This window comes from Chryseobacterium sp. FH1 (genome assembly GCF_000735135.1).
Classification (GTDB): domain Bacteria; phylum Bacteroidota; class Bacteroidia; order Flavobacteriales; family Weeksellaceae; genus Epilithonimonas.
Genome location: NZ_JPLZ01000006.1, coordinates 1,780,921 through 1,802,067 on the forward strand (window position 1 = coordinate 1,780,921; position 21,147 = coordinate 1,802,067).

Consider the following 21,147-nt stretch of genomic DNA (forward strand, 5'->3'; position numbering starts at 1 on the left):
TTAATATATAATTAAAATTCAGTTTACATTATCGTAAATATAATTTTTTTTTATGGAATGACAAAATGCCATTATTTACTTTGATTTTTTGCTAAAAAGTTTATATTTACGATTGAAAATATAATAAAAAATATATGAACTTCAATTTAACAGAAGAACAGCAAATGATCCAGCAAGCAGCGAGAGATTTTGCTCAGGCAGAGCTTTTGCAAGGCGTTATCGAAAGAGACAACGAGCAGAAATTTCCTCACGACGCCGTTAAAAAGATGGGAGAGATGGGATTTTTGGGGATGATGGTAGACCCAAAATATGGTGGAGCAGGTTTGGATAGCATTTCTTACGTTCTGGCAATGGAAGAGATTGCAAAAGTGGATGCATCCGCTGCAGTTGTAATGTCTGTGAACAATTCTCTGGTTTGCGCGGGAATAGAAAAGTTTGCAAGCGAAGAACAAAAAATGAAATATCTAGTACCACTTGCAAGTGGCGAAGTAATCGGGGCTTTTGCACTATCAGAACCGGAAGCGGGCTCTGACGCAACTTCACAGTCAACCACTGCAGAAGACAAAGGTGATTATTACTTATTAAACGGAACCAAAAACTGGATCACGAATGGCGGAAACGCAACTTACTATGTTGTGATCGCACAAACTGATCCCGAGAAAAAACACAAAGGCATCAACGCTTTCATCGTAGAAAGAGGTTGGGAAGGTTTCCAGGTTGGAAAGAAAGAAGATAAATTAGGAATCCGCGGAAGTGATACGCACTCTTTGATGTTCACAGACGTGAAAGTGCCTAAGGAAAATAGAATTGGCGAAGACGGTTTCGGATTTGCGTTTGCAATGGCTGTGCTTAATGGCGGTAGAATCGGGATTGCTTCTCAAGCTTTGGGAATTGCTTCCGGCGCTTATGAATTGTCACTTAAATATGCTAAGGAAAGAAAATCTTTCGGTACAGAGATTATCAATCATCAGGCGATTGCTTTCAAATTGGCAGATATGCACGTGAATATTATGGCGGCGAGAATGTTGATTTACAAGGCGGCAACTGAAAAAGATGAAGGAAAAGACATCTCAGAAAGTGGTGCGATGGCAAAATTGTACGCTTCTCAAGTAGCGATGGACACGACGATTGAAGCCGTTCAAATCCACGGCGGTTATGGTTATGTGAAGGAATATCACGTGGAAAGAATGATGCGTGATGCGAAGATCACTCAGATCTATGAAGGAACTTCCGAAATCCAAAAGATTGTGATCTCCAGAGCGATTTCTAAGAAATAAGGATTTCATCAAATAAACTTTAAACCTTTCTATTTTTAGAGAGGTTTTTTTGTTGAGTTGAGATAAAAATTTCTGTGACATTCTTCGAATTGCTAAATTTGTTTTTGAAATCATTTATCATTAATCAATTATCGATTATAAATAATGTCAGAATTAAAAAAAATACGGGAAGAAAAGAATCTCACGCAGGAAGAACTGGCGGAGAAGTCGGGAATTTCCGTGAGAACTATTCAACGAATTGAAGCCGGAACAGAACCGAAAGGTTACACACTGAAAACCTTGGCTTCAACACTTGACATTTCTGAAAAAGAATTATTAATTCCAATTATTCAATCGGAAGAAATTAAAATTGAAGAACCTATTTTAATTAATGAATTTGAAACTAAAAAACAAATTTCAATGGTAGAAGGAGTTGAAATTTTCAATTCAACTTTGATCAAAATCATCAATCTTTCTTCACTTCCTTTTGCGTGGTTTCCGATTGCCAATTTTCTACCACCTTTATTAATTATGATTTTTACTAAAGAGAAATCCCAAATCGCCAAAGAAATCATTTCGCTTCAAATATTTTTAGCCATTGTTTCGCCCATTATTTTTCTGATTGTTGCTTTTTTAAAACTCGGTTCTGCATCTGTAATGATGACGATGGTCGGCTTAACACTCACAAACGTTTTCATTATTTTGAGGAATGCTTACGAAATCGATAAGAGACAAGGTCTTCGCTATAAGCTCAATTTCAGCATCATATAAATCTAACCGACGATTGTCGGGTTTTTGTCGGGTTGTTTTTTTGAATTTAATTCTACAAATTCTGAATCTTTGTCAAAAATAATTTCAATGACAACAAGGTTCTACTTCAGCATTTTCATTCTCTTCTTTTCTCTGGGAAATCTACAAGCTCAGATTGATAAAAATTCCCCATTATTTTTAGAACTCAAGAAACAAGACAGCCTGTTTTTCGAACGTGGTTTTAATAATTGCGACATCGCTTATCTGGAAAAAACGATTGACGAAAATCTGAAATTCTACCACGATAATGGCGGTTTCCAAGACAAGAAATTGTTTATGGAACGAACGAAACAAAACATTTGCGGAAATCCAAACCAAAAGCCGATTCGCAAAGTGATTGAGAGCAGTTTAGAAGTTTTTCCGTTGTATAATAATGGCGAATTGTACGGCGCGATTCAAACCGGAGAACATCAGTTTTTTATCCGTGAAAAGGGTAAAGATGATGTTTTGGGCGGACAAGCAAAATTCACGTCAGTCTGGACGAAGGAAAACGGAAATTGGTTGATGAGTGACGTTCTCAGCTATGACCACGGCAATCCTAATCAAACAAAATTGACAGACAATTTAGAAAAATTAATCAAAGACAACCACATTCCAACCTTGGGTTTGGGTGTAATCGAAGATGGAAAATTGACTCAAGTAAAAGTTTACGGGAAATTAAATGATAAAACTTCAGCTTCCTATAATTCACTTTTCAATGTAGCGTCATTAACAAAACCTGTGACCGCAATGACGGTTTTACGTTTGGTAAGTCTCGGAAAATGGAGTCTGGATGAACCGCTTTACAAATATTTTACAGATCCAGATATCGCGAATGATCCTCGAAATAAAAAGTTGACTGCAAGATTGGTTTTGAGTCATCAAACCGGTTTCCCCAATTGGCGTTCGATGAATAAGGACAACAAACTCAATTTTGAATTTGAACCCGGAACGAAATATCAATATTCTGGTGAAGGTTTTGAATATTTAAGGAAAGCGATTGAGAAAAAATTTAATAAAAACTTGGAACAATTAGCCAAAGAATATGTCTTTCAACCTTTGAATATGAATGATACAAGTTACATTTGGAATGAGAAAAAAATGGCAGACAGAATCGTCATTGGTTACGACAAAAACGGAAAACCGTATGATATTGTCAAAAATAAAACAGCCAGCTCAGCAGATGATTTGATGACGTCGGTAGAAGATTACAGTAAATTTTTGATCGGCGTGATGAAAAACGAATTGCTTTCCCCCGAAGTTTTCGAAGCGATGAAAACCAAACAGGTTGAAACCAAAAAGAACAAATATTTCGGGCTTGGTTTTGAGATCTATGACTTGGGGAATAACGAGATAGCTTTATCACACGGAGGTTCCGACAAAGGTGTAAATACATTTGCCATCATTTTACCCAAAACCAAACAAGGTCTTGTGATTTTCACGAATGTTGATGATGGTTACAAAATTTACGAATCGATTCTTGATCAATATCTTGGGGAAAAAGGAAAGAAGATTGTCGAGATTGAAACTAAACAATAGTTAATTTTCTCTCGCAGTTTAAGTTGATTGTACAGATTTTATTAACTAATTTAAAAGAAGCTTAAATGAATAATTACAGTTAAGAAAAATTTAACTGTAATTATTTTTGTTACATTTAATAATGTTTATAAATTTGCATTATTATGAGCAACACAAGATTTGCAACCGCCATCCATATTATGACCCTTCTTGCGAAAGATCCGCAGGAATGGCTGACGTCCGATTGGTTGGCAGGAAGCATCAATGTGAATCCTGTGGTCATTCGTAAAGAATTGGGAAATCTGAAAAAATCTGGTCTCGTGGAAAGCCGACAAGGAAAAGATGGAGGCGTAAGGATTGCTAAAAATCCCGAAGAAGTCAACGTAGCGCAAATCTATGAAGCAATAAAAAATTCTGAAGTTCTTGGCAAAAAAAATCAAAATCCAAATCCACTTTGTAGCGTGGGGAAGGACATTAATAAAAATCTAAATCAATTATTTACTGAGACAGATGATTTGGTTTTTCAGTTTTTGGAGGGTAAGAAATTGTCAGATTTTACCTATCAATTTGATTAAAAAATTTTGAAATAAAATGTAACAAATAATATTACAATTAATTTAAATTTAAAAATTATGAGCAAACAAGTAGCAGTGATCGGAGCAACAGGCTTCGTAGGGAAACAAGTCGTAAACGAGTTGTCGAACAGAGGTTATGTGGTAAACGCCATCGCAAGAGACAGTTCAAAAGTGGAGGAGAAGGACAACGTGAGTGCTATCAGCGCAGACGTCAACAATGTGGAAGAATTGGCGAAAGTTCTGGAAGGGAATGATGCTGTGATCAATACTTTCAATCCTGGATGGACCAATCCCAATCTTTATAATGACTTTTTGAATGGTTCTAAAAACATTGAAAGTGCAGTTGAAAAATCAGGCGTGAAGAGATTCATCACAGTTGGTGGGGCTGGAAGTTTGTACATTGATGGAAATCAATTGGTGGATGGTCCAGATTTCCCTGCAGACATCAAACCAGGTGCGACGGCAGCCAGAGATTATCTGAATGAAATTAAGAAAAACGAAACTTTGGATTGGACATTTTTCTCTCCAGCAATCGAAATGCATCAGGGAACAGCTGGCGTAAGAACGGGAACTTACAGAACGGCTTTGGAAAATCCAGTCTTCGATGCGGATGGAAGAAGTATTTTGTCCGTTGAAGATGTTGCCGTGGCTTTGGTGGATGAATTGGAGCAGAATAACTTTGTGAAACAGCGTTTTACAGCCGCTTATTAATATCTATATTATATCAAAAATAAACCCCTTCAGAGTTCAAAACTTTGAAGGGGTTAACTGTTGAGATGAAAGTCTTTCATCTATCAGTCTATTGTCTTCAAATCTACATCCTATTTCTCAAAAACCAAATAGCCATAAGCATTCAGGCTTACGTCAGAACCTTTGGTGAATTCAGCTTTGGATTTGGAGAAGACATTCTTGTAACTTCCGATAGAATGGTCGTCCTCCAATTTGAAATTGACAGGATCTTTGCTCGTGTTGATCAAAACCAAAACTTCCCTGTCTCCATTTTTTCTTAGGTAAGCCAAGATTTTATCGTTCGCTGTGGTGTTTACCCAGAACGTCGTTACCGCTGGATCGCCACCTCGCAGTGCAGGATTTTCGGATTTTAGATTTAATAATATTTTATAAAAATCTTCCATCGCAAATTTTTCTGTCCACGGAATCGGATCTTTTTCAAAGAATTCCAGACGCTTGGTTTTCATCGGCAATTCCTGTCCGTTGTACAAAAGTGGAACGCCGTTCCAAGTTGCTGAGAAAACGGCCAAAGCTGGTGCGAGATCTCCGTACTTTTCATATTCGGTTCCGTTCCAAGAGTTCTCGTCGTGATTGCTCGTAAACCAAGCTCTCATTGAGTTGTCTCCAATTTTTGAATATTGCTCCAAAAGGTTTTTCAAATCTGAAAGTGGCAAATGTTTTTGATAGAAGTCTTTGGTCAGGTGCATCCATTTCCAACTGTAGCTTGCATCGAAAACCTTTCCATATTCGGGTGATTCCAACTCATCAAATTCTCCTAGGAAGAACATTGGTTTCAGTTTTTCCACTTCTGGTCTTGCTTGTTGCCAAAAGTCTACTTCTACCCAGCTTGCAAGATCACAACGGAAGCCGTCGATATTGGTTTCTTTCACCCAATATTTCATTGCCTCGATCATTTCCAGACGCATTTCTTTGTTGGTGAAGTCCAGCTCAATAATGTCATCCATTCCGCTTGCTTTGTGGAAACTTCCGTCTTCGTCCTTCAAATAATATTCTGGATGAGATTTGGTCCAAACGTGATCCCAACCTGTATGGTTTGCTACCCAATCTATAATTACTTTGAAACCCATTTTGTGAGCTTCATCCACCAAATGTTTGAAGTTGTCCAAGGTTCCGAACTCAGGATTGATGGATGTGTAATCATAAGCCGCATATTGGCTTCCCAAAGTTCCTTTTTTGTTGAGTTGCGCAATGGGTGTGATTGGCATAAACCAAAGTGTCTTCACGCCCATTTTTTTGAGTCTTGGCAAATGTTTTTCAAAAGCTTCGAAAGTGCCTTCCTGCGTATATTGTCTTACATTGACTTCATAGATATTCGTCGTTCGTTTCCAGTCTTGCGGTTGTTCCATAGTTGTATTTTCGGTAGGTTTCAATGTTTTACACGATACTAATAATGCGGCGATTGCCGGAATAAGAATCAGTTTTTTCATTCTAAAATAATTTCTCTTGATTTTATGAATTCTTTTTGTCTATTCTGTAAATGTAATAAAAATAAAAAAGCCCGGGAAATTAGGCTTTGTTAATGTTTGATAAAAGTATTGCTTGGTATTTCTCAACTCAATTCATTAGAGTAAAATTTAGCAAAACTTTAAGATTTCTTAAAAATAGATAGGTATCAATGTTGCATAATGAAGCAATGAAATATTAATTATTAAAATTATGTCAAACTTTAAAGGAAAAACAATCATAGTGACAGGTGCAGCAATGGGATTAGGTCTCGCGGCTGCGGAATCTTTAGCTTCCAAAGGTGCTAACCTAACTTTAGTCGATTACAATGAAGAAGCGTTGAATAAAGCTAAATCAGAATTAGAATCCAAATACCCTGAGAGCAAATTTCTAACAGTGAAGGCTGATGTTTCTGTAGAGGAACAAGTTAAAAATTATGTAGATGAGACGGTGAAAGAATTCGGGAAAGTGGATGGGCTTTACAATAATGCAGGAATCGAAGGGAAGCAGGCGCCACTGGTAGATTACGATATCGAGGTCTTCAAAAAAGTTATTGATATCAATCTTCTTGGTGTTTATTATGGAATGAAATACATCATCCCGGAACTTAAGAAAAACGGAGGCGGAAGAATCGTAAATGTTGCTTCAGTTGGTGGGATCCGTGGTGTTGCAAATCAAACGGCTTATGTCGCTACAAAACATGCTGTAGCTGGAATGACGAAAAACGCCGCTTTGGAATATGGAAAATATAATATCCTCACCAATGCAATTGCACCTGGAGCTATTTTGACTCCGATGGTTGCAGAAGCTTTCAATCAAGTAAATCCACAGGACCCAAAAGCGGCGGAAGCAGAATACGCATCCAGAAACCCAACTAGAAAATTGGGTGATCCAAAAGATGTTGGAAATCTCGTAGCATATCTTTTAAGTGATGAAAACGGATACGTTTCCGGTCAAGTTATCGCAATTGACGGAGGTGAATCTAATATGTATGGTAATCCTTAGAATGGCTTTCAACTTTAATCTAAATATGATGTCTGCAGAATGTGGGCATCTTTGTTTGAAGTAGATCTTTATCAAACAAAAAAAGTCACGGATTTTAATCCGTGACTTTATATTAATTCATAAAGCAGTTTTACAACTCACTTAGTTTTTTTGATTTGTATTCCGTAGTAAACAATAAGAATAATGGCGGAAACAAATAATGCAAGATCGACTTCTGCTAATTGTACCAACATCGTTTGCTTAAGTCTGCTTTCTATGGTTTAGCTATAAGTTTACCAGTCTGTTGTTTACCATTTTTACCCTTCAATTGGTAGAAATAAGTTCCTGCAGGCAGTTTTGTCTGTATTGAATTTGTCTTACCAGTTAACTGCTTTTGTAAAACTATCGACCCGACTCCGTTATATATTGTCAAAGTAGAACCAGTTTCCATATCATTAGTATTGATATTCAGGACGGATGAGAATGGATTTGGATAAAAATTAGCTTGCTTGTTCGTACTAGAAGAACCAACTGCTAAGGTTGCTGGGTCACATCCTGCAGTCATAGTTGCATTGATGCTTGCCGTTGCCACAGCTCCAGTTGTGCTAAGAACACGACCTTCTATCACTGTACCTGTGTTAAGATTGATTGCGCCATTATTGCCAATTATAGTTCCTTTGAAACTTGCATAATCATTAAGACTGATAGCACCATCTACTTTCCAGAAGACATTTTTCGCAAGAGCACCGTTTATCAATTCAACAGAAGCGTAAGTGCTGGTTGATAATGCACCAACAATTTTGATTACAAACACTGCATCTGCATTTCCTTGAGCATCCAATATTACTTTTCCGTTTAGAACTGTTGCAGCATTTAAAAGATAAGTATGTGGTGTAAGCACAAGGTCTTGTCCGAATGCTGCTGGATAAAGCAACTCAATATCCGTAGGTAAGGTATTAAGATAAGTATAAACCGTGTTAAGGTCTAGTGCACATACTGCTGTCGCCTGATCTGGATTTGAGTGAATTGTTCCAGTCACGTTAAGCGCTTGAAAGCCAGTCGTCAATCCTACGTTAGATCCAATATCGCCTACAACCGTAGATACTCCGGTGTTTGTTACTGTGCCACTTCCGGTGAAAATGGTGAAACAGGCTACAGATCCCAGTGCTGGTGCTACTGGACCTGTTAATTCAGGAGATCCGCATCCAATTGGTTTTCTTATAGTCACACCAGAAACTGTCACTGCGCCAGTTGTTGAAAATGCACGCCCTTCCAGAGATACACCACTGTTTAGGACTATTGCTGCATTATTTGCGATTACAGTCCCCTTCATTTCTGTATTGGTTGCAAGATCTACAAGACCTTCTATTTTCCAAAAGACGTTACATGCGACTGCTCCGTTTGTAAGAATCACCTTTGATCCGGAAGTAGAGGAGAACGCACCTTGAATTTGGAAGATAAATACGGCATTTGGATTTCCTTGACCATCAAGTGTCAGCGTGTTGTCAAGTGAAGCGCCTTGTCCGATAGAGTAGGTTCCCGCCGTAAGTGTTTGCCCATTCCCCAAAAGCGGCGCGGGGAAAAAATTGGGTATCGCAGCGTTAAGTTGATTATAAGCGATGGTCAGCGCGGCGGCCGCACTTGCAGTTGAGCCATTAGCATCATTCATTACGCCATCTACATTTCCAAAATTGGTACTGGAGCCGTTGTTTGTCCCCACGTTTCCAGTGATGTGAGATAATCCGGTGTTGCTAACAGCGCCATTTGAGGAGAAAATTGCAAATTCGGATGACACTCCTAGTACAGGCGCTTGTGCTGTAAGTTGCGAAGTGAAAAAAATCGAGGTAGACATAACTACCATGCGTAAAAGTTTTTGCATAAAAACATTATTTAGATATAAAATTTAATTATTTCATATTTAAATTACTATGTTATAATCGTGCCAATATATTTTTATTGTTATTTTATTTGTAAGTAAATATGTTAATTGTTTGGTATAATTAATAGGAAATGTGTTTATTTTTACAAATAATTAAAATAAAATATCTGTTTAATTATTTAAATTTGTTAAATAAATTCAAATATTTATATAAATTTTTAAAAAAAAATGATATTAATGAGTGGTAGTCAATTTCTTACTGAAGTTTTCTCGCACGTTTTTTGTTATCTAGGATAATTATGTAGTATTCAATTTTATGAAAAAACTGATTTTAATGTGTGGTCTGTCTATCACTTTTTCCTGCCAAAAGGAGATCGATAAAAAAACGGATGTATCTTCGGATCTCATTACTTCGAAAGTCAATTCACATTCACTTAATTTAAATAAGGATTTATCAACGGTTGATGGTATCAAGCAAGAATATAATTTGGTCAATGCTCAACTGCTGGAGAGAAAGCTAGATTCTGTAGGTTTCAAATATGAATGCGCAGAGAAATCTGGCAGTGTGGTTTATTATTCTGAAAAAGGAAATTTGAAATTGATCAAGCATTTCCAAGCGGACAGCCATTTTTCTTCTACGGAGAATTATTTTATTAATGATGAGAAGCCTTATTTTATTTTCAAAGATGAAACAGTTTGGAGTTTTGCTGGCGGAACTGCCGATAAACCAGACACGAAAGATGATGTGACGGAAAAGCGTTTTTATCTTGTCGATAATAAAGCCATCCAATGTCTTGATAAAAAATATACTTTGAGATCCAATTCTTCAGACAATCCAAAATCAGAAAATGTTCCGAATAGGGAAATGAAAAATTGCTCAATTGCTGATTTGCAGAAAACTTTTGATTTGTTGGTGAAAAATAAGGATAAGAGAGGTGTTGGGAAATGTCTATGAGTAATTATCTCAAAAATTAATATTAATTTAAGATTAAATGGGTGAAATAACTAAGCAGTCTTGGGAAAGAGCAAAAAAATAATTCAACATTACTGCTATTCCTCATATTATTTTACCTTTTCCAATAGATAGAGCTTGCCTCCAGAGAAGGCTTGCTTTGGCATCAAACTGCCCTCCAAAACCATTGTTTTGCTATTGATGTCGATGATGGAAATGTAGTTGCTGGAGTTGAACTCGAGGTAGTTTTCTTTTTCTTTGGTCAAAGGATTTTTACCAAATTCGAAATCATATTTTTCCCAACTTTCTTTTTCTGTGTTGCAATGCACTGGCTTGTATTTGGATCGTTTGGAGTTGAAGATGATCTGGTCAAAACCGTCCACACAGTCACTATTGAAAGAGCTTTCGGGATTCTGATCCTGACTGAACTGTTCGAAAGAGCCATGATAAACGCCCACAATCTTCCAGGTACCATCTATTCTGTCCTTATCTATTTTTCCGTTGGCCTTGCTTACCGCCCAACTCACACCTTTTACAGTTCCCTTCACGGCTTTGTAACCCAATTTTGCAACGCCTGTCACAGCTTTTGTAGCAGTTGTGACGATACAGGATTGCAGAACAACTACAGCACAAACAGAAACTATTATTTTTCTCATAACATCAGCTTTTATGGTACGAATATAAGGTTTTAATTGGATTTTCAATACTAAATAATGAAGCGACAATGCTGATTTTCTTTAGCTTATGATGCATTTTAGTTTTTGCTTCACTCATTTTTTAGTAATAGTATTATCAACCTTTGAATCAGCTGGATACAACCCAAATTATCAAAATTATAAAAACTTGTATTATCTTTGCGCCAGTAAAATTATGACAATACACAGCACACATATCAATTCAAATCTATGCGACAGCCCTTCAGCAAAGGGACTATTTGGTCGTGAATTGATAATCTGGAATGAGTGAAAGGTGCTTGCTTTGAAAATTATTTACTGTAAACTCGTAAAAATTTATTCAAAATAATGCAGAAACGCCTCGATTATCGAGGCGTTTTTTGTGTTTTTAAAGCGGAATTATTTAGAATAAAAAAAAATAACTAAAGAATTGAAAATAATTTAATCAACAATGAAACAATAAGTAGATAATTAAGCGTGATAGGAAAACCAATGAGAGACAGTCATTTAGGGAATCAAGTATCTGTAGAATATTACGGACAGGAATTCTTTGTTCTAAAACTAAAATATAAGATGCTTATTATCAATAACTTAATAAAAAAATAAATTTGCGAGTTCAAAAAAAACATAATTACTTTGCAACCGAAAATTAAAAGCAACTGGTTTTTAAGATTCAACAAAAATATTAGTAAAACAAGAATAATAAAATGAAATATTCACAACACATATCTGATCAGTTTTCAAGACTACACGGACAAGATCCGAAAGGATGCGAATGTCTTCTTGCGAACGGGACTGTGGAGAAAAGGTGCTTATATCAATGGGTCAGCTAATGAACTGACACGTCAAAATATATCCAGCGCCTTCCAAAAGAGGTGCTTTTTTTATGGTCTATAACCACATCTCTTTTATTAGTGAATTTCGACAACTCAAATAACTCAAATGAGATGAGTTCCGAAGAAAAAACAACAGTCTGTCCAGCGCAGAAGTTCTTTATTTAAAACAAAAATACAGACAGACTTAGTTTTTCTTCATCAAGTTAAATGGAATTAGTTCGCGGAAATTCCATTATTATCTAGTCAAAATTTAAATTAATTAAAATCAAAACAATGAAAACAAATATATTCTTTACTGCAGACCATCATTTCGGTCACGCCAATATTATAAAATTCTCAGAAAGGTCTTTTGAGTCAATCGAGGAAATGAATGAAGAACTCATCAAACGATGGAATGAGAAAATCGGTAAGGATGATACCGTCTATCATTTGGGCGATATGAGTTTGGGAAAACCTGATTTCACCAAGGAGATTCTGAATCAAGTCAATGGGAAAATCCATCTGATAAAAGGCAATCACGAATATGCCGCACTTCGCGTTCCCGAAAGATTCGAGTGGATCAAGGATTATCACGAGTTGTATGTCGAAGATGAAGATGCGAATCTGGGCAAGCAAAAAATTACGCTTTTGCATTATGCAATGCGGACCTGGAATGGCTCACATCACGGAACTTGGCAACTCTACGGCCATTCGCACGGTACTTTGCCAGATGATGAATTAAGTTTGAGTATCGATGTCGGCGTTGATTGCCATAATTTTTATCCGATTTCTTATGAAGAAGTTAAGGAAATTATGAAATGTAAAAAGTGGACTCCGCCATTTGTACCGAGACATTAATTAAATATTTAAAATAATTTCATCTACGCAAATTGATTGCGCACTACCGCTTTTACTTTGCATCATCAATTAGAAATAATGCTAAAATCCAGCAACGGATTTTAGTCAAAATATCAGACAGGTCACGTTGAGCGTTTCGGTATATCGCCATTGCAGAAGGGTTTGTTGAGAAACATTAGCCATTTCTGTTCAGCTTGATTTGAAGGTTTTGAAGTTTGCCAAAAAACTTCCCATTTTCTATGTATGAAGGTTCGAATCCTTCCTGTTTTTGAACAGTAGCTAAACGGTATAGCAATAGATTTTTATGCGAGGGTTCGATTCCCTCTCTCAATTTAGGTTTGAGATAGCTCAGTTGGTCAGAGCCCTACGCTTTTAACGTAGGTTTTTGGAAATAGACTCAAAATCTGTATCCGACAGTCGAGTTTTTAAATGTTTTCTCATTAATAAAAACATTTACCACAGGAAAGTTCTGAAGTTTTTTCGGTTGTTAAATCAACAATTTGAAGAAGCTTGCAGGAAAAGATGATTTTGGAAAGACGAAGTTTTAGTTAGATAAACAATCGATTGTTGAATCTATATTTTTAAACTGAGATTTTAAAGTGAATAAATAGTTTTCTGCTCTTTAGCATTAATAAAGTTGACACCAAAAATCTGAGAGTTAGAAATCAAATTCAATATCAGGTTTTGAAGCAAATGAAGTTTTTCTGAACCGCTTTTCTTCCGCCATTTTTTGGATGAGAGAATTTCAGAATTTCCTTTTTTAATTAGAAATTTATAGTATATGAAAAAAAATAAACGCAAAGATTTAATTTAAAAACTGCACAAATTCAAGCGAGCAAAGACGGATGAATTCTTCATTGATGAAGCTAATAAATGAATTTTTTGAAATTCCTGAAATGCATTTAATAATTTCACGCTTCATCAAATCAATTTATTGATTTCTCTTCGCAGGCCTTAATTAAAGAGAGCTTAATTCAGTCTTTGCGTTTTAATTTTGCAGCGTAAAAAAAATATTAGTAAGAAATTTCATGCAATAAAATAAAAAAAAATAACACTAAAAAATAAAATGTGATGATAAGAAATGTACAAATTAAAGCATACCAAATCGGTTTGGTCTTCAAAAACCGAAACTTGACCGAAATTTTAAAAGAAGGTAACTACTGGATTTTCGGAAACAAATCTGTAGAGATTTTTGAAATGAAAACTCAGTTTAAAGCAGGAGAAGATTTGAATCTTTTGTTGAAAAATGAAAACTTTGCTTCAATGATTGAAGTCGTAGAAGTGAAAGACGGCGAAATCGTTTTAGTTTACGAAAACGAAATTTTCAAAGAAGTTTTGAATGTTGGTCAATACGCTTTCTGGAAAGGAATTTTGAACAGAGAATTTCAAAAAGTGGATTTGACGAAAGTGGAGATTACGGAGAATATTTCTAGAACAATTTTGGAGAATATCAAGTTGAAAACATTTGTCAGAAAGTTTGTCATCACCAATCAATACAAAAGTTTGTTGTTGATTGATGGTAAATTGACCCAGGTTTTGGAAGCTGGAACTTACTACTTTTGGAACAACGAAACTTCTGTCGAAGTCAAAGCCATCGATACGAGAATGCAACAAATGGAAATTGCAGGACAAGAACTTTTGACGAAAGATAAAGCGATGTTGCGAATCAATTTTTACGTGCGTTACCAAGTGGAAAACGTCGTAAAAGCCTTGATGAACAACAAAGAATACGACAAGCAATTGTATATTTTGATGCAGTTGGCGTTGCGGGAATTCGTTGGAGCCTTGACTTTGGATGAATTGTTGGTGAAGAAAGATTCTGTCGGCAAGGAAATTTTGGAAAACCTTGGTGCAAAAGCGGACGACTTAGGCTTGAAAGCTTCTGATGCGGGAATTCGAGATGTAATTTTGACTGGCGAAATGAAAGAAATCATGAACCAAGTCTTGATTGCCGAGAAAAAAGCACAGGCCAACAGCATTATGCGTCGTGAAGAAACGGCTTCCACAAGAAGTTTGCTCAACACCGCAAAATTGATGGAGGAAAACGATACATTATGGAAATTAAAAGAAATGGAATACATGGAGAAAATTGCCGATAAAATCGGTGATATCACAGTTTCCGGAAACAGCAACATCGTTTCTCAGTTGAAGGATATTTTCGCAAGATAGATTTGGTGAAAATGTGCAATTAATAAATTTAAAGACCAACTCGTCATTGAGTTGGTTTTTTGTTTTTAGCATCAAACTATTTGTGAATAATAGTTGAAAGAAAATAAATATTACAATTTTTCTCATTTATTAAACTAGTTAAATGTCCAGCATTTTCCATCGTCCTAAATTTGTCATATCAAAATTAAAAAATAGACAAAATGGAAAATAGAATCTTAGGATTGCACCACATCACAGCAATCGCAAACAATGCAAAAAGTAATCTTGATTTTTACACACAGGTCTTAGGATTGAGACTTGTCAAAAAAACCGTCAACTTCGATGACCCTGGAACTTATCATTTCTACTTCGGAAACGAAGAAGGAACACCTGGAACAATTTTGACTTTCTTTCCGTGGGAAGGCATCGGAAAAGGAACAAACGGTTCCGGTTTGGCAACTCACATCGGATATTCCGTTCCAAAAGGTAGCCTGGAATTTTGGACAAACAGATTGAAACAATTCAATATCAATGTTGAAGAAAGCGAAATATTTGGTGAAAAATTGATTTCATTCAAAGACCTGGATGGTCTGCAATTACAGTTCATCGAATCTTCGACTCCCGATGACAGAAAGATCTGGACAACCGATGACATCAAGGATGAAAATGGACTGAAAGGTTTCCATAATGTAACATTGACTCTGAAAAGAGCGGAACCGACTATCAAAGTCTTGACTGATATTCTTGGATATGATCTTCAAAAACAAGACGGACAGCGATACAGATTTGCAACTGATGCGATAGAAACCGCAAAACTGATCGATATTATTGAAGATGACAAACTTTCTGTAGGTAGAAATGCAGCCGGAACAAATCATCACATTGCTTTTCGTGTAGCAAATGATGAGATCTTGATGGAATATCGTGAAAAAGTAATGTCAGCTGGACTGAACATCACTCCGAAGATCGACAGAGATTATTTCTACTCTTTATATTTCCGTGAGCCAGGTGGCATTCTATTCGAAATTGCAACTGAAAATCCTGGATTTACCGTAGACGAACCATTGAATGAATTGGGGCAAAACCTGAAACTTCCCAAACAATACGAAGCAATTCGAGCAAAAGTAGAAGAAGCGTTACCTAAGTTATCATAGGTCATTACAAAATTTTAAGAAACAAAATATCTTAGCACTAATTAATAAATTATAATATGGAAACAACGAAAGTGGTCTTAGGAAATGCACGAGGGGAGATTCAGCTTTTCTCAGATGGCAACAAAGCCGGGAAAATGGATATTTCGATCATCAAAGATAGATTGACAGTCTACCACACGGAGGTCGATGATGAATATGCAGGAAATGGTTTTGCAAAACTATTATTGGAAAAACTTGTTTCATACGCAAGAGAAAATGATTTGAAAATTGTGCCCTTATGCCCATATGTTCACGCACAATTCAAACGCAGTCCGGAAGAATACGCCGACGTTTGGTTAAAAGAAAATTAAAACCTTCTAATACAAATAAAAAAATTATGGCACTTATCACAGGATTGCATCACGTTACCGCGATCACAGGCGACGCGCAGGAAAATATAGACTTTTACACAGGATTTCTAGGACTTCGATTGATAAAGAAGACCGTCAACTTTGATAATTCGGATGTATACCATTTTTATTTCGGGGACGAAGTTGGAACTCCCGGAACAATTATGACAACATTCCCTTATGGAAAAGGTTTGGCGAACGGCAGACACGGCAAAGGAATGCTGAATACTACCGCCTTTTCAATTTCAATGGATGCTTTAGATTATTGGCTGGAACGATTAGACAAATTTAAGATTCCTTACAAACAAGCACAGCAGAGGTTTTCGGGAGAGGTCTTTATCTATTTGGAAGATTTTGACGGATTGGGTTTGGAATTGGTTTTCAATGAAAAAGACGACCGAAAAGGTTATGATAATGGATTTATTCCACAGGATTTTGCCATCAAAGGTTTCCATCACGTTGAGATTTGGGTTGATGCTTATGAAAGAACTGCCGCACTTTTGACCACGCAGATGGACCATCAATTAATTGCTGAAAGCTCTGACAGATTCAGATTTGGCACGGAAGACAAACCCGGAAAATATGTCGATTTGCTTTGCACTCCCAATTCTCTGAAAGGTTTGGCGGGGAGAGGAACGGTGCATCACGTTGCTTTTGCCACTCCCGATGCACAGTCACAATTGGAGATGATTGAAAGACTAGACAAGTTCGGTTTGCAGCATACGGAAGTTAAGGATCGAAAATATTTCACTTCCATTTATTTCAAAGAGCCCGGCGGTGTTTTGTTTGAAATTGCTACTTCAGGACCTGGTTTTGACATTGATGAAGAATTGGCTTCATTAGGTGAAGATTTGATGTTGCCGGAACAGTTTGAAGAAAACAGAGGACACTTGATAAATGTTCTTCCAAAAATTAATTATCCAACAGAAAAATTTAGATAAAATGAGTCATACTTTAGATATAAAAACAGGTGGAAAATCATTGAATGAAGTTGAAAAAGTTTTGATAATGATTCACGGCAGGGGCGGAAGCGCACAGGATATTCTGAGCTTATCTCAACATTTGAATGTAGATGGTTATGCTTTGTTAGTGCCACAGGCAACGAATGGAAGTTGGTATCCCTTATCATTCATCGCTCCGGTTGAGCAAAATGAGCCTTGGTTATCATCAGCCATTGAAACAATCGGAAAAACAGTTAAGACTGCTTTGGATGCAGGAATTAAAGCTGAAAATATTTACTTTTTCGGATTTTCCCAGGGTGCGTGTTTGACATTGGAATTTTTAGCAAGAAATGCTCAAAGATTTGGTGGGGCAGTGGCAATTATTGGTGGTGTGATTGGCGATAAAATCAACCGTGAAAATTACAAAGGCGATTTTGCTCAAACCCCGATTTTCCTGGGAACAAGCAATCCTGATTTCCACGTTCCGGTTGAAAGAGTGTATGCAACAGCGAATATTCTGAAAGAAATGAATGCTGATGTCACAGAAAAAGTTTACTTAAATTTCGGACATTCCATCAATGAGGAAGAAATTGAATTGGCGAATTCTATTATTTTTAAATAATTTATAGACACGAATACACGAATAAAAATTGAATAAATATTTGTGCATTCGTGGCAAAAAAAAAGTATGAAAATCACAAAAATATTCAGCGACGAAAACGGCGAATCTCATTTCGAAGACATCGAAATTCCGTTAATCAATCAAGGCGAAATTGGATTTTTATCCGAAGATATCAATGTCAGAAAACTGCAATTCAGAAAAGTTTCCGCTGATTATGATTACGATTTTCATCACGCTCCGCAAAAGCAATATATCATACTTCTGGACGGAGGCGTGGAAATAGAAACTTCACTTGGAGAAATCCGGAAATTCCAGACAGGAGAAATTCTTTTGGTAGAAGATATTTCAGGAAAAGGCCACAAAACCAAAAACCTTGAAGAAAAGGAAAGAACTTCACTCTTTATACATTTATAAAAGATAAAAGATAAAAGATAAAAGATAAAAGATAAAAGATTTTTAGTAATCCCCAATTGGAAAGTCCTACATCCAGCATCTGACACCTGACATTCAACCTCTAAAAAAATAACTATGCACGAAGATTTACTACTCATACTTGGACTCCTGTTGGTCGTAATGCTACTGGTAATGCTGGCGCAACGCATCAAAATTGCTTATCCCATATTTTTGGTACTGGCAGGATTGGGAATCAGCTTAATTCCAGGTGTTCCTGTTTTGAAACTAGATCCGGAAATTATTTTCCTCATCTTTTTACCGCCATTATTATACGAAGCCGCTTGGTATACCTCTTGGAACGATTTCTGGAAATGGAAACGCACCATCGGATTACTGGCTTTTGGATTGGTTTTCCTGACTTCTATTGTCGTAGCTTTTGCTTCACAGGCGTTGATTCCGGGATTCACTTTGGCAATGGGATTTTTGTTGGGCGGCATTGTTTCGCCACCAGATGCGATTGCAGCGACCACTGTTTTGAAAGGTTTGAAAGTTCCCAAGCGAACGATTGCAATGCTGGAAGGCGAAAGTCTCATCAATGATGCTTCGTCACTGATTGTTTTCAGGTTTGCTTTGGCAGCCGTGATGACCGGCGTATTTTCTATGCAGGAAGCGACGGGACAATTTTTCTTAGTTGCAGGAATGGGTGTTGTGGTCGGAATTGCAGGTGCTCATATTTTCTACGCTATCCACAGATTTTTGCCGACAACACCAGCAATTGATGCAGCTTTGACGGTGATGACGCCGTATATTTTATTTCTTTCCGCAGAACATTTTCATTTTTCAGGAGTAATGGCGGTGGTGAGTGGCGGACTGTTTATGTCGTTCCGTTCGCACGAAATCTTCAAAACAGGAACCACCAGAATCAATATGACGGGCGTCTGGAATACACTGATTTTTGTGATGAATGCCTTGGTTTTTGTCTTAATTGGATTGGAACTTCCCGACATTGTCGATAGATTGGGCGAGACTTCTTTAATGGATGGAATTAAGTATGGCTTAATTATCAGCTTAATAGTCATTGTGGTTCGTATGTTGTGGATTTATCCTGTGGCACACATTCCGAGATGGTTGAGCAAAAAAGTGCGTAAAGACCCAAGTCCGGGTTGGAAAAACCCGTTGATAATTGGTTGGGCAGGAATGCGAGGCGTGGTTTCTCTGGCAACGGCTTTATCGATTCCGGTGATGATGAATGAGCAGTCAGAATTTCCGCAAAGGAATTTGATTATCTTTATTACGTTTGTGGTGATTTTTGTGACTTTGGTTTTTCAAGGTTTGACGTTGCCTTTGATTATTAAATTGACCAAGATTGGTGAGATTGATAATATTTTGCCTTCCCACGAGCAACAGGCGAGTATTCAAATCAGGCTGGATAATCTTGCGGTGAACCGACTGAATGAAAAATACCAGTCCAATCTGGAAACGAACAGCCTGGTGGAAAATTTTAAACATACCATAGAAAACGATATTTCGCAACAGCAAAGTCATCTTGAGTCTTTGGAAATGTGCACCAACAGACGAAATGATTTAAATGAATACCACGAAATTATGCTGGATATTTTCGCGTTGCAGAGAAAAGAATTGTTCAAAATAAAACGTGAAAACCAGTTCAGTGAAGATGAGGTCAGAAAAGCAGAATCACAACTTGACCTTAATGAACTGAAAATTACGGGTACCAAACATTTATAATGCAGACCAAATCCCTAGCCCCGATAGGAACGGCATCTTTTTTTTGCGGTTGGGGAATTGGCGGCGGAAAAAAAAGATACAGTGGATAGCGGGATTAAGCTCCTGAAAATTAACTTCAATACAACAAATATCAAATGGAAAGCTTAAATTTTTTAGTCATTGGGAAAAATCAGGAAATCCTTGATACCTTAAAAAGAATTATCGAAAATAATGAAGGCTGGAAAGCAGAAATCAAAAATGATGAGACGGTCTGTTATGATTATATTAAAGAAAATCAGGTAGATATTGTGCTTTTGAGTTCCGGTTTAGATGAGGAATTTGAAAATGAAATAAAGATATTTTGCCAGAATCTGGACAAAGATGTGAAGGTTATCGACCATTACGGCGGTGGAAGTGGGCTTTTGAAGAATGAAGTTTACAGTCTTTTTCCTAATTTGCAACCGTAAAATAAATCTATGTTCCAGAATATCATTAAAAACCTCTCCAGATTTGTCATATTGACACCAGAAGAGGAAAAAATCTATGAAGATCTATTAACACTCCAAAAGTTTCCAAAGAAAACGCTATTGTTGCGAGAGGGTGAGATCTGTCAATTCGAAGGATTTATAAAAGAAGGCTGTGTGCGTACCTACTATGTGGATGAGAACGGTTTTGAAGTGACGCTTTTGTTTGCTGTGGAGGACTGGTGGATCACCGATCTTGCATCGTTCAATAGTCAGACGCCATCCAGGGTCTTTATCGAGACTTTGGAAGATACAGAGATCTACATTCTCAATCCGTCAAGCAAGGAGGAATTGATGCAGAAGGTTCCTAAGTTTGAAAGAGCATTCCGTCTGATGATGCAGAAATATGTGGTAACCCTTCAAAATCGCCTGATCAACACGATCTCTCAACCGGCCACTGATCGCTATCTCGATTTCATAAAGGTCTATCCGACCATTCCTCAACGTGTTGCACAATACTACATCGCCTCATATCTTGGTGTCTCGAAAGAGTTTGTGAGCACGATCAGAAAACGTCTGGCGACGAAAGAAAAATAAAATACATACTCAAAATTCCCCTCCAATGGAGGGGTGGCGAAAATTCAAAGAATTTTTGACGGGGTGGTTTGTACATAGCGTGTAAACTACCCCGTCTTTTTGTTTCACAAAAATCCACCCCTTCAGAGAAGGGGGAATTTTCGCTCCATATTTTTTTTGCTTTAAATGTATTTATTAAACTAGTTAAATGCACAGCAATTTCCATCACCATAAATTTGTCC

Annotated in this window: 20 protein-coding genes; 17 read left to right on the plus strand and 3 right to left on the minus strand. The window is 36.9% G+C overall.

From position 1 onward, the window contains the following. The first annotated feature begins 134 nt into the window (after positions 1-134). From IO90_RS15005 to IO90_RS15025, 5 genes are all read left to right on the plus strand, one after another. Positions 135-1,277: an acyl-CoA dehydrogenase family protein gene (locus tag IO90_RS15005; protein ID WP_034968270.1), complete on the plus strand. Its 1,143-nt coding sequence runs from the start codon at positions 135-137 to the stop codon at positions 1,275-1,277. A 144-nt stretch (positions 1,278-1,421) separates the two neighbouring features. Next, positions 1,422-2,027 carry a helix-turn-helix domain-containing protein gene (locus tag IO90_RS15010; protein WP_034968273.1) on the plus strand — a complete coding sequence of 202 codons (606 nt, stop codon included), beginning with the start codon at positions 1,422-1,424 and terminating at the stop codon, positions 2,025-2,027. Between the two features lie 87 nt (positions 2,028-2,114). Further along, on the plus strand, positions 2,115-3,584 hold the full coding sequence (locus tag IO90_RS15015; protein ID WP_034968276.1) for a serine hydrolase: 1,470 nt from the start codon (positions 2,115-2,117) through the stop codon (positions 3,582-3,584). Between the two features lie 143 nt (positions 3,585-3,727). After that, positions 3,728-4,138, plus strand: coding sequence for an Rrf2 family transcriptional regulator (locus IO90_RS15020; RefSeq protein ID WP_034968279.1), 411 nt, complete (start codon positions 3,728-3,730; stop codon positions 4,136-4,138). Between the two features lie 57 nt (positions 4,139-4,195). After that, positions 4,196-4,849 (plus strand): NAD(P)-dependent oxidoreductase, encoded by a 654-nt coding sequence (locus IO90_RS15025; RefSeq protein ID WP_034968281.1) that lies wholly within the window; start codon positions 4,196-4,198, stop codon positions 4,847-4,849. A 110-nt stretch (positions 4,850-4,959) separates the two neighbouring features. On the opposite strand, the gene IO90_RS15030 is transcribed toward IO90_RS15025, so the two are convergent. Further along, a complete protein-coding gene (locus IO90_RS15030) occupies positions 4,960-6,315 on the minus strand; it encodes an alpha-amylase family glycosyl hydrolase (RefSeq protein ID WP_034968283.1) in 1,356 nt (451 codons plus the stop codon). 229 nt (positions 6,316-6,544) lie between these two features. Here IO90_RS15030 and IO90_RS15035 point away from each other — a divergent pair, with 229 nt between their 5' ends. Further along, the gene (locus IO90_RS15035; RefSeq protein ID WP_034968285.1) at positions 6,545-7,336 is read left to right on the plus strand and encodes a glucose 1-dehydrogenase; all 792 of its coding nucleotides are present in this window, start codon (positions 6,545-6,547) and stop codon (positions 7,334-7,336) included. Positions 7,337-7,589: 253 nt separating this feature from the next. Here IO90_RS15035 and IO90_RS15040 read toward each other — a convergent pair whose 3' ends face one another. After that, positions 7,590-9,194: an ice-binding family protein gene (locus tag IO90_RS15040; RefSeq protein ID WP_081871830.1), complete on the minus strand. Its 1,605-nt coding sequence runs from the start codon at positions 9,192-9,194 to the stop codon at positions 7,590-7,592. A gap of 316 nt (positions 9,195-9,510) precedes the next feature. Between IO90_RS15040 and IO90_RS15045 the strand changes: the two genes are divergently transcribed. Continuing rightward, positions 9,511-10,149: a hypothetical protein gene (locus tag IO90_RS15045; protein WP_034968288.1), complete on the plus strand. Its 639-nt coding sequence runs from the start codon at positions 9,511-9,513 to the stop codon at positions 10,147-10,149. A 107-nt stretch (positions 10,150-10,256) separates the two neighbouring features. Here the strand turns inward: IO90_RS15045 and IO90_RS15050 are convergent, their stop codons facing one another. Continuing rightward, entirely contained in the window at positions 10,257-10,802 is a 546-nt protein-coding gene (locus tag IO90_RS15050; protein WP_034968290.1) for a hypothetical protein, read from the minus strand. A 1,127-nt stretch (positions 10,803-11,929) separates the two neighbouring features. On the opposite strand from IO90_RS15050, the gene IO90_RS15055 reads away from it, so the two are divergent. The 10 genes from IO90_RS15055 to IO90_RS15105 all read left to right on the plus strand — a co-directional run bounded on the left by IO90_RS15055 (position 11,930) and on the right by IO90_RS15105 (position 20,926). Continuing rightward, positions 11,930-12,493 carry a metallophosphoesterase family protein gene (locus IO90_RS15055; protein WP_034968293.1) on the plus strand — a complete coding sequence of 188 codons (564 nt, stop codon included), beginning with the start codon at positions 11,930-11,932 and terminating at the stop codon, positions 12,491-12,493. Positions 12,494-13,564: 1,071 nt separating this feature from the next. Then, complete coding sequence (locus IO90_RS15065) at positions 13,565-14,662, plus strand: slipin family protein (protein ID WP_034968297.1); 1,098 nt, start codon at positions 13,565-13,567, stop codon at positions 14,660-14,662. Between the two features lie 200 nt (positions 14,663-14,862). Continuing rightward, positions 14,863-15,795 carry a ring-cleaving dioxygenase gene (locus IO90_RS15070; RefSeq protein WP_034968300.1) on the plus strand — a complete coding sequence of 311 codons (933 nt, stop codon included), beginning with the start codon at positions 14,863-14,865 and terminating at the stop codon, positions 15,793-15,795. Positions 15,796-15,851: 56 nt separating this feature from the next. Then, a complete protein-coding gene (locus tag IO90_RS15075; protein WP_034968303.1) occupies positions 15,852-16,145 on the plus strand; it encodes a GNAT family N-acetyltransferase in 294 nt (97 codons plus the stop codon). A 26-nt stretch (positions 16,146-16,171) separates the two neighbouring features. Next, entirely contained in the window at positions 16,172-17,125 is a 954-nt protein-coding gene (locus tag IO90_RS15080; protein ID WP_034969344.1) for a VOC family protein, read from the plus strand. A gap of 1 nt (position 17,126) precedes the next feature. Continuing rightward, positions 17,127-17,747 (plus strand): alpha/beta hydrolase, encoded by a 621-nt coding sequence (locus tag IO90_RS15085; RefSeq protein ID WP_034969347.1) that lies wholly within the window; start codon positions 17,127-17,129, stop codon positions 17,745-17,747. A gap of 66 nt (positions 17,748-17,813) precedes the next feature. After that, positions 17,814-18,161 carry a hypothetical protein gene (locus IO90_RS15090; RefSeq protein WP_034968307.1) on the plus strand — a complete coding sequence of 116 codons (348 nt, stop codon included), beginning with the start codon at positions 17,814-17,816 and terminating at the stop codon, positions 18,159-18,161. A gap of 114 nt (positions 18,162-18,275) precedes the next feature. Next, positions 18,276-19,886: a Na+/H+ antiporter gene (locus tag IO90_RS15095; RefSeq protein WP_034968310.1), complete on the plus strand. Its 1,611-nt coding sequence runs from the start codon at positions 18,276-18,278 to the stop codon at positions 19,884-19,886. 134 nt (positions 19,887-20,020) lie between these two features. Beyond that, complete coding sequence (locus tag IO90_RS15100) at positions 20,021-20,332, plus strand: hypothetical protein (protein WP_034968312.1); 312 nt, start codon at positions 20,021-20,023, stop codon at positions 20,330-20,332. Between the two features lie 9 nt (positions 20,333-20,341). Continuing rightward, positions 20,342-20,926 (plus strand): Crp/Fnr family transcriptional regulator, encoded by a 585-nt coding sequence (locus IO90_RS15105; protein WP_034968314.1) that lies wholly within the window; start codon positions 20,342-20,344, stop codon positions 20,924-20,926. Positions 20,927-21,147: the final 221 nt, after the last annotated feature.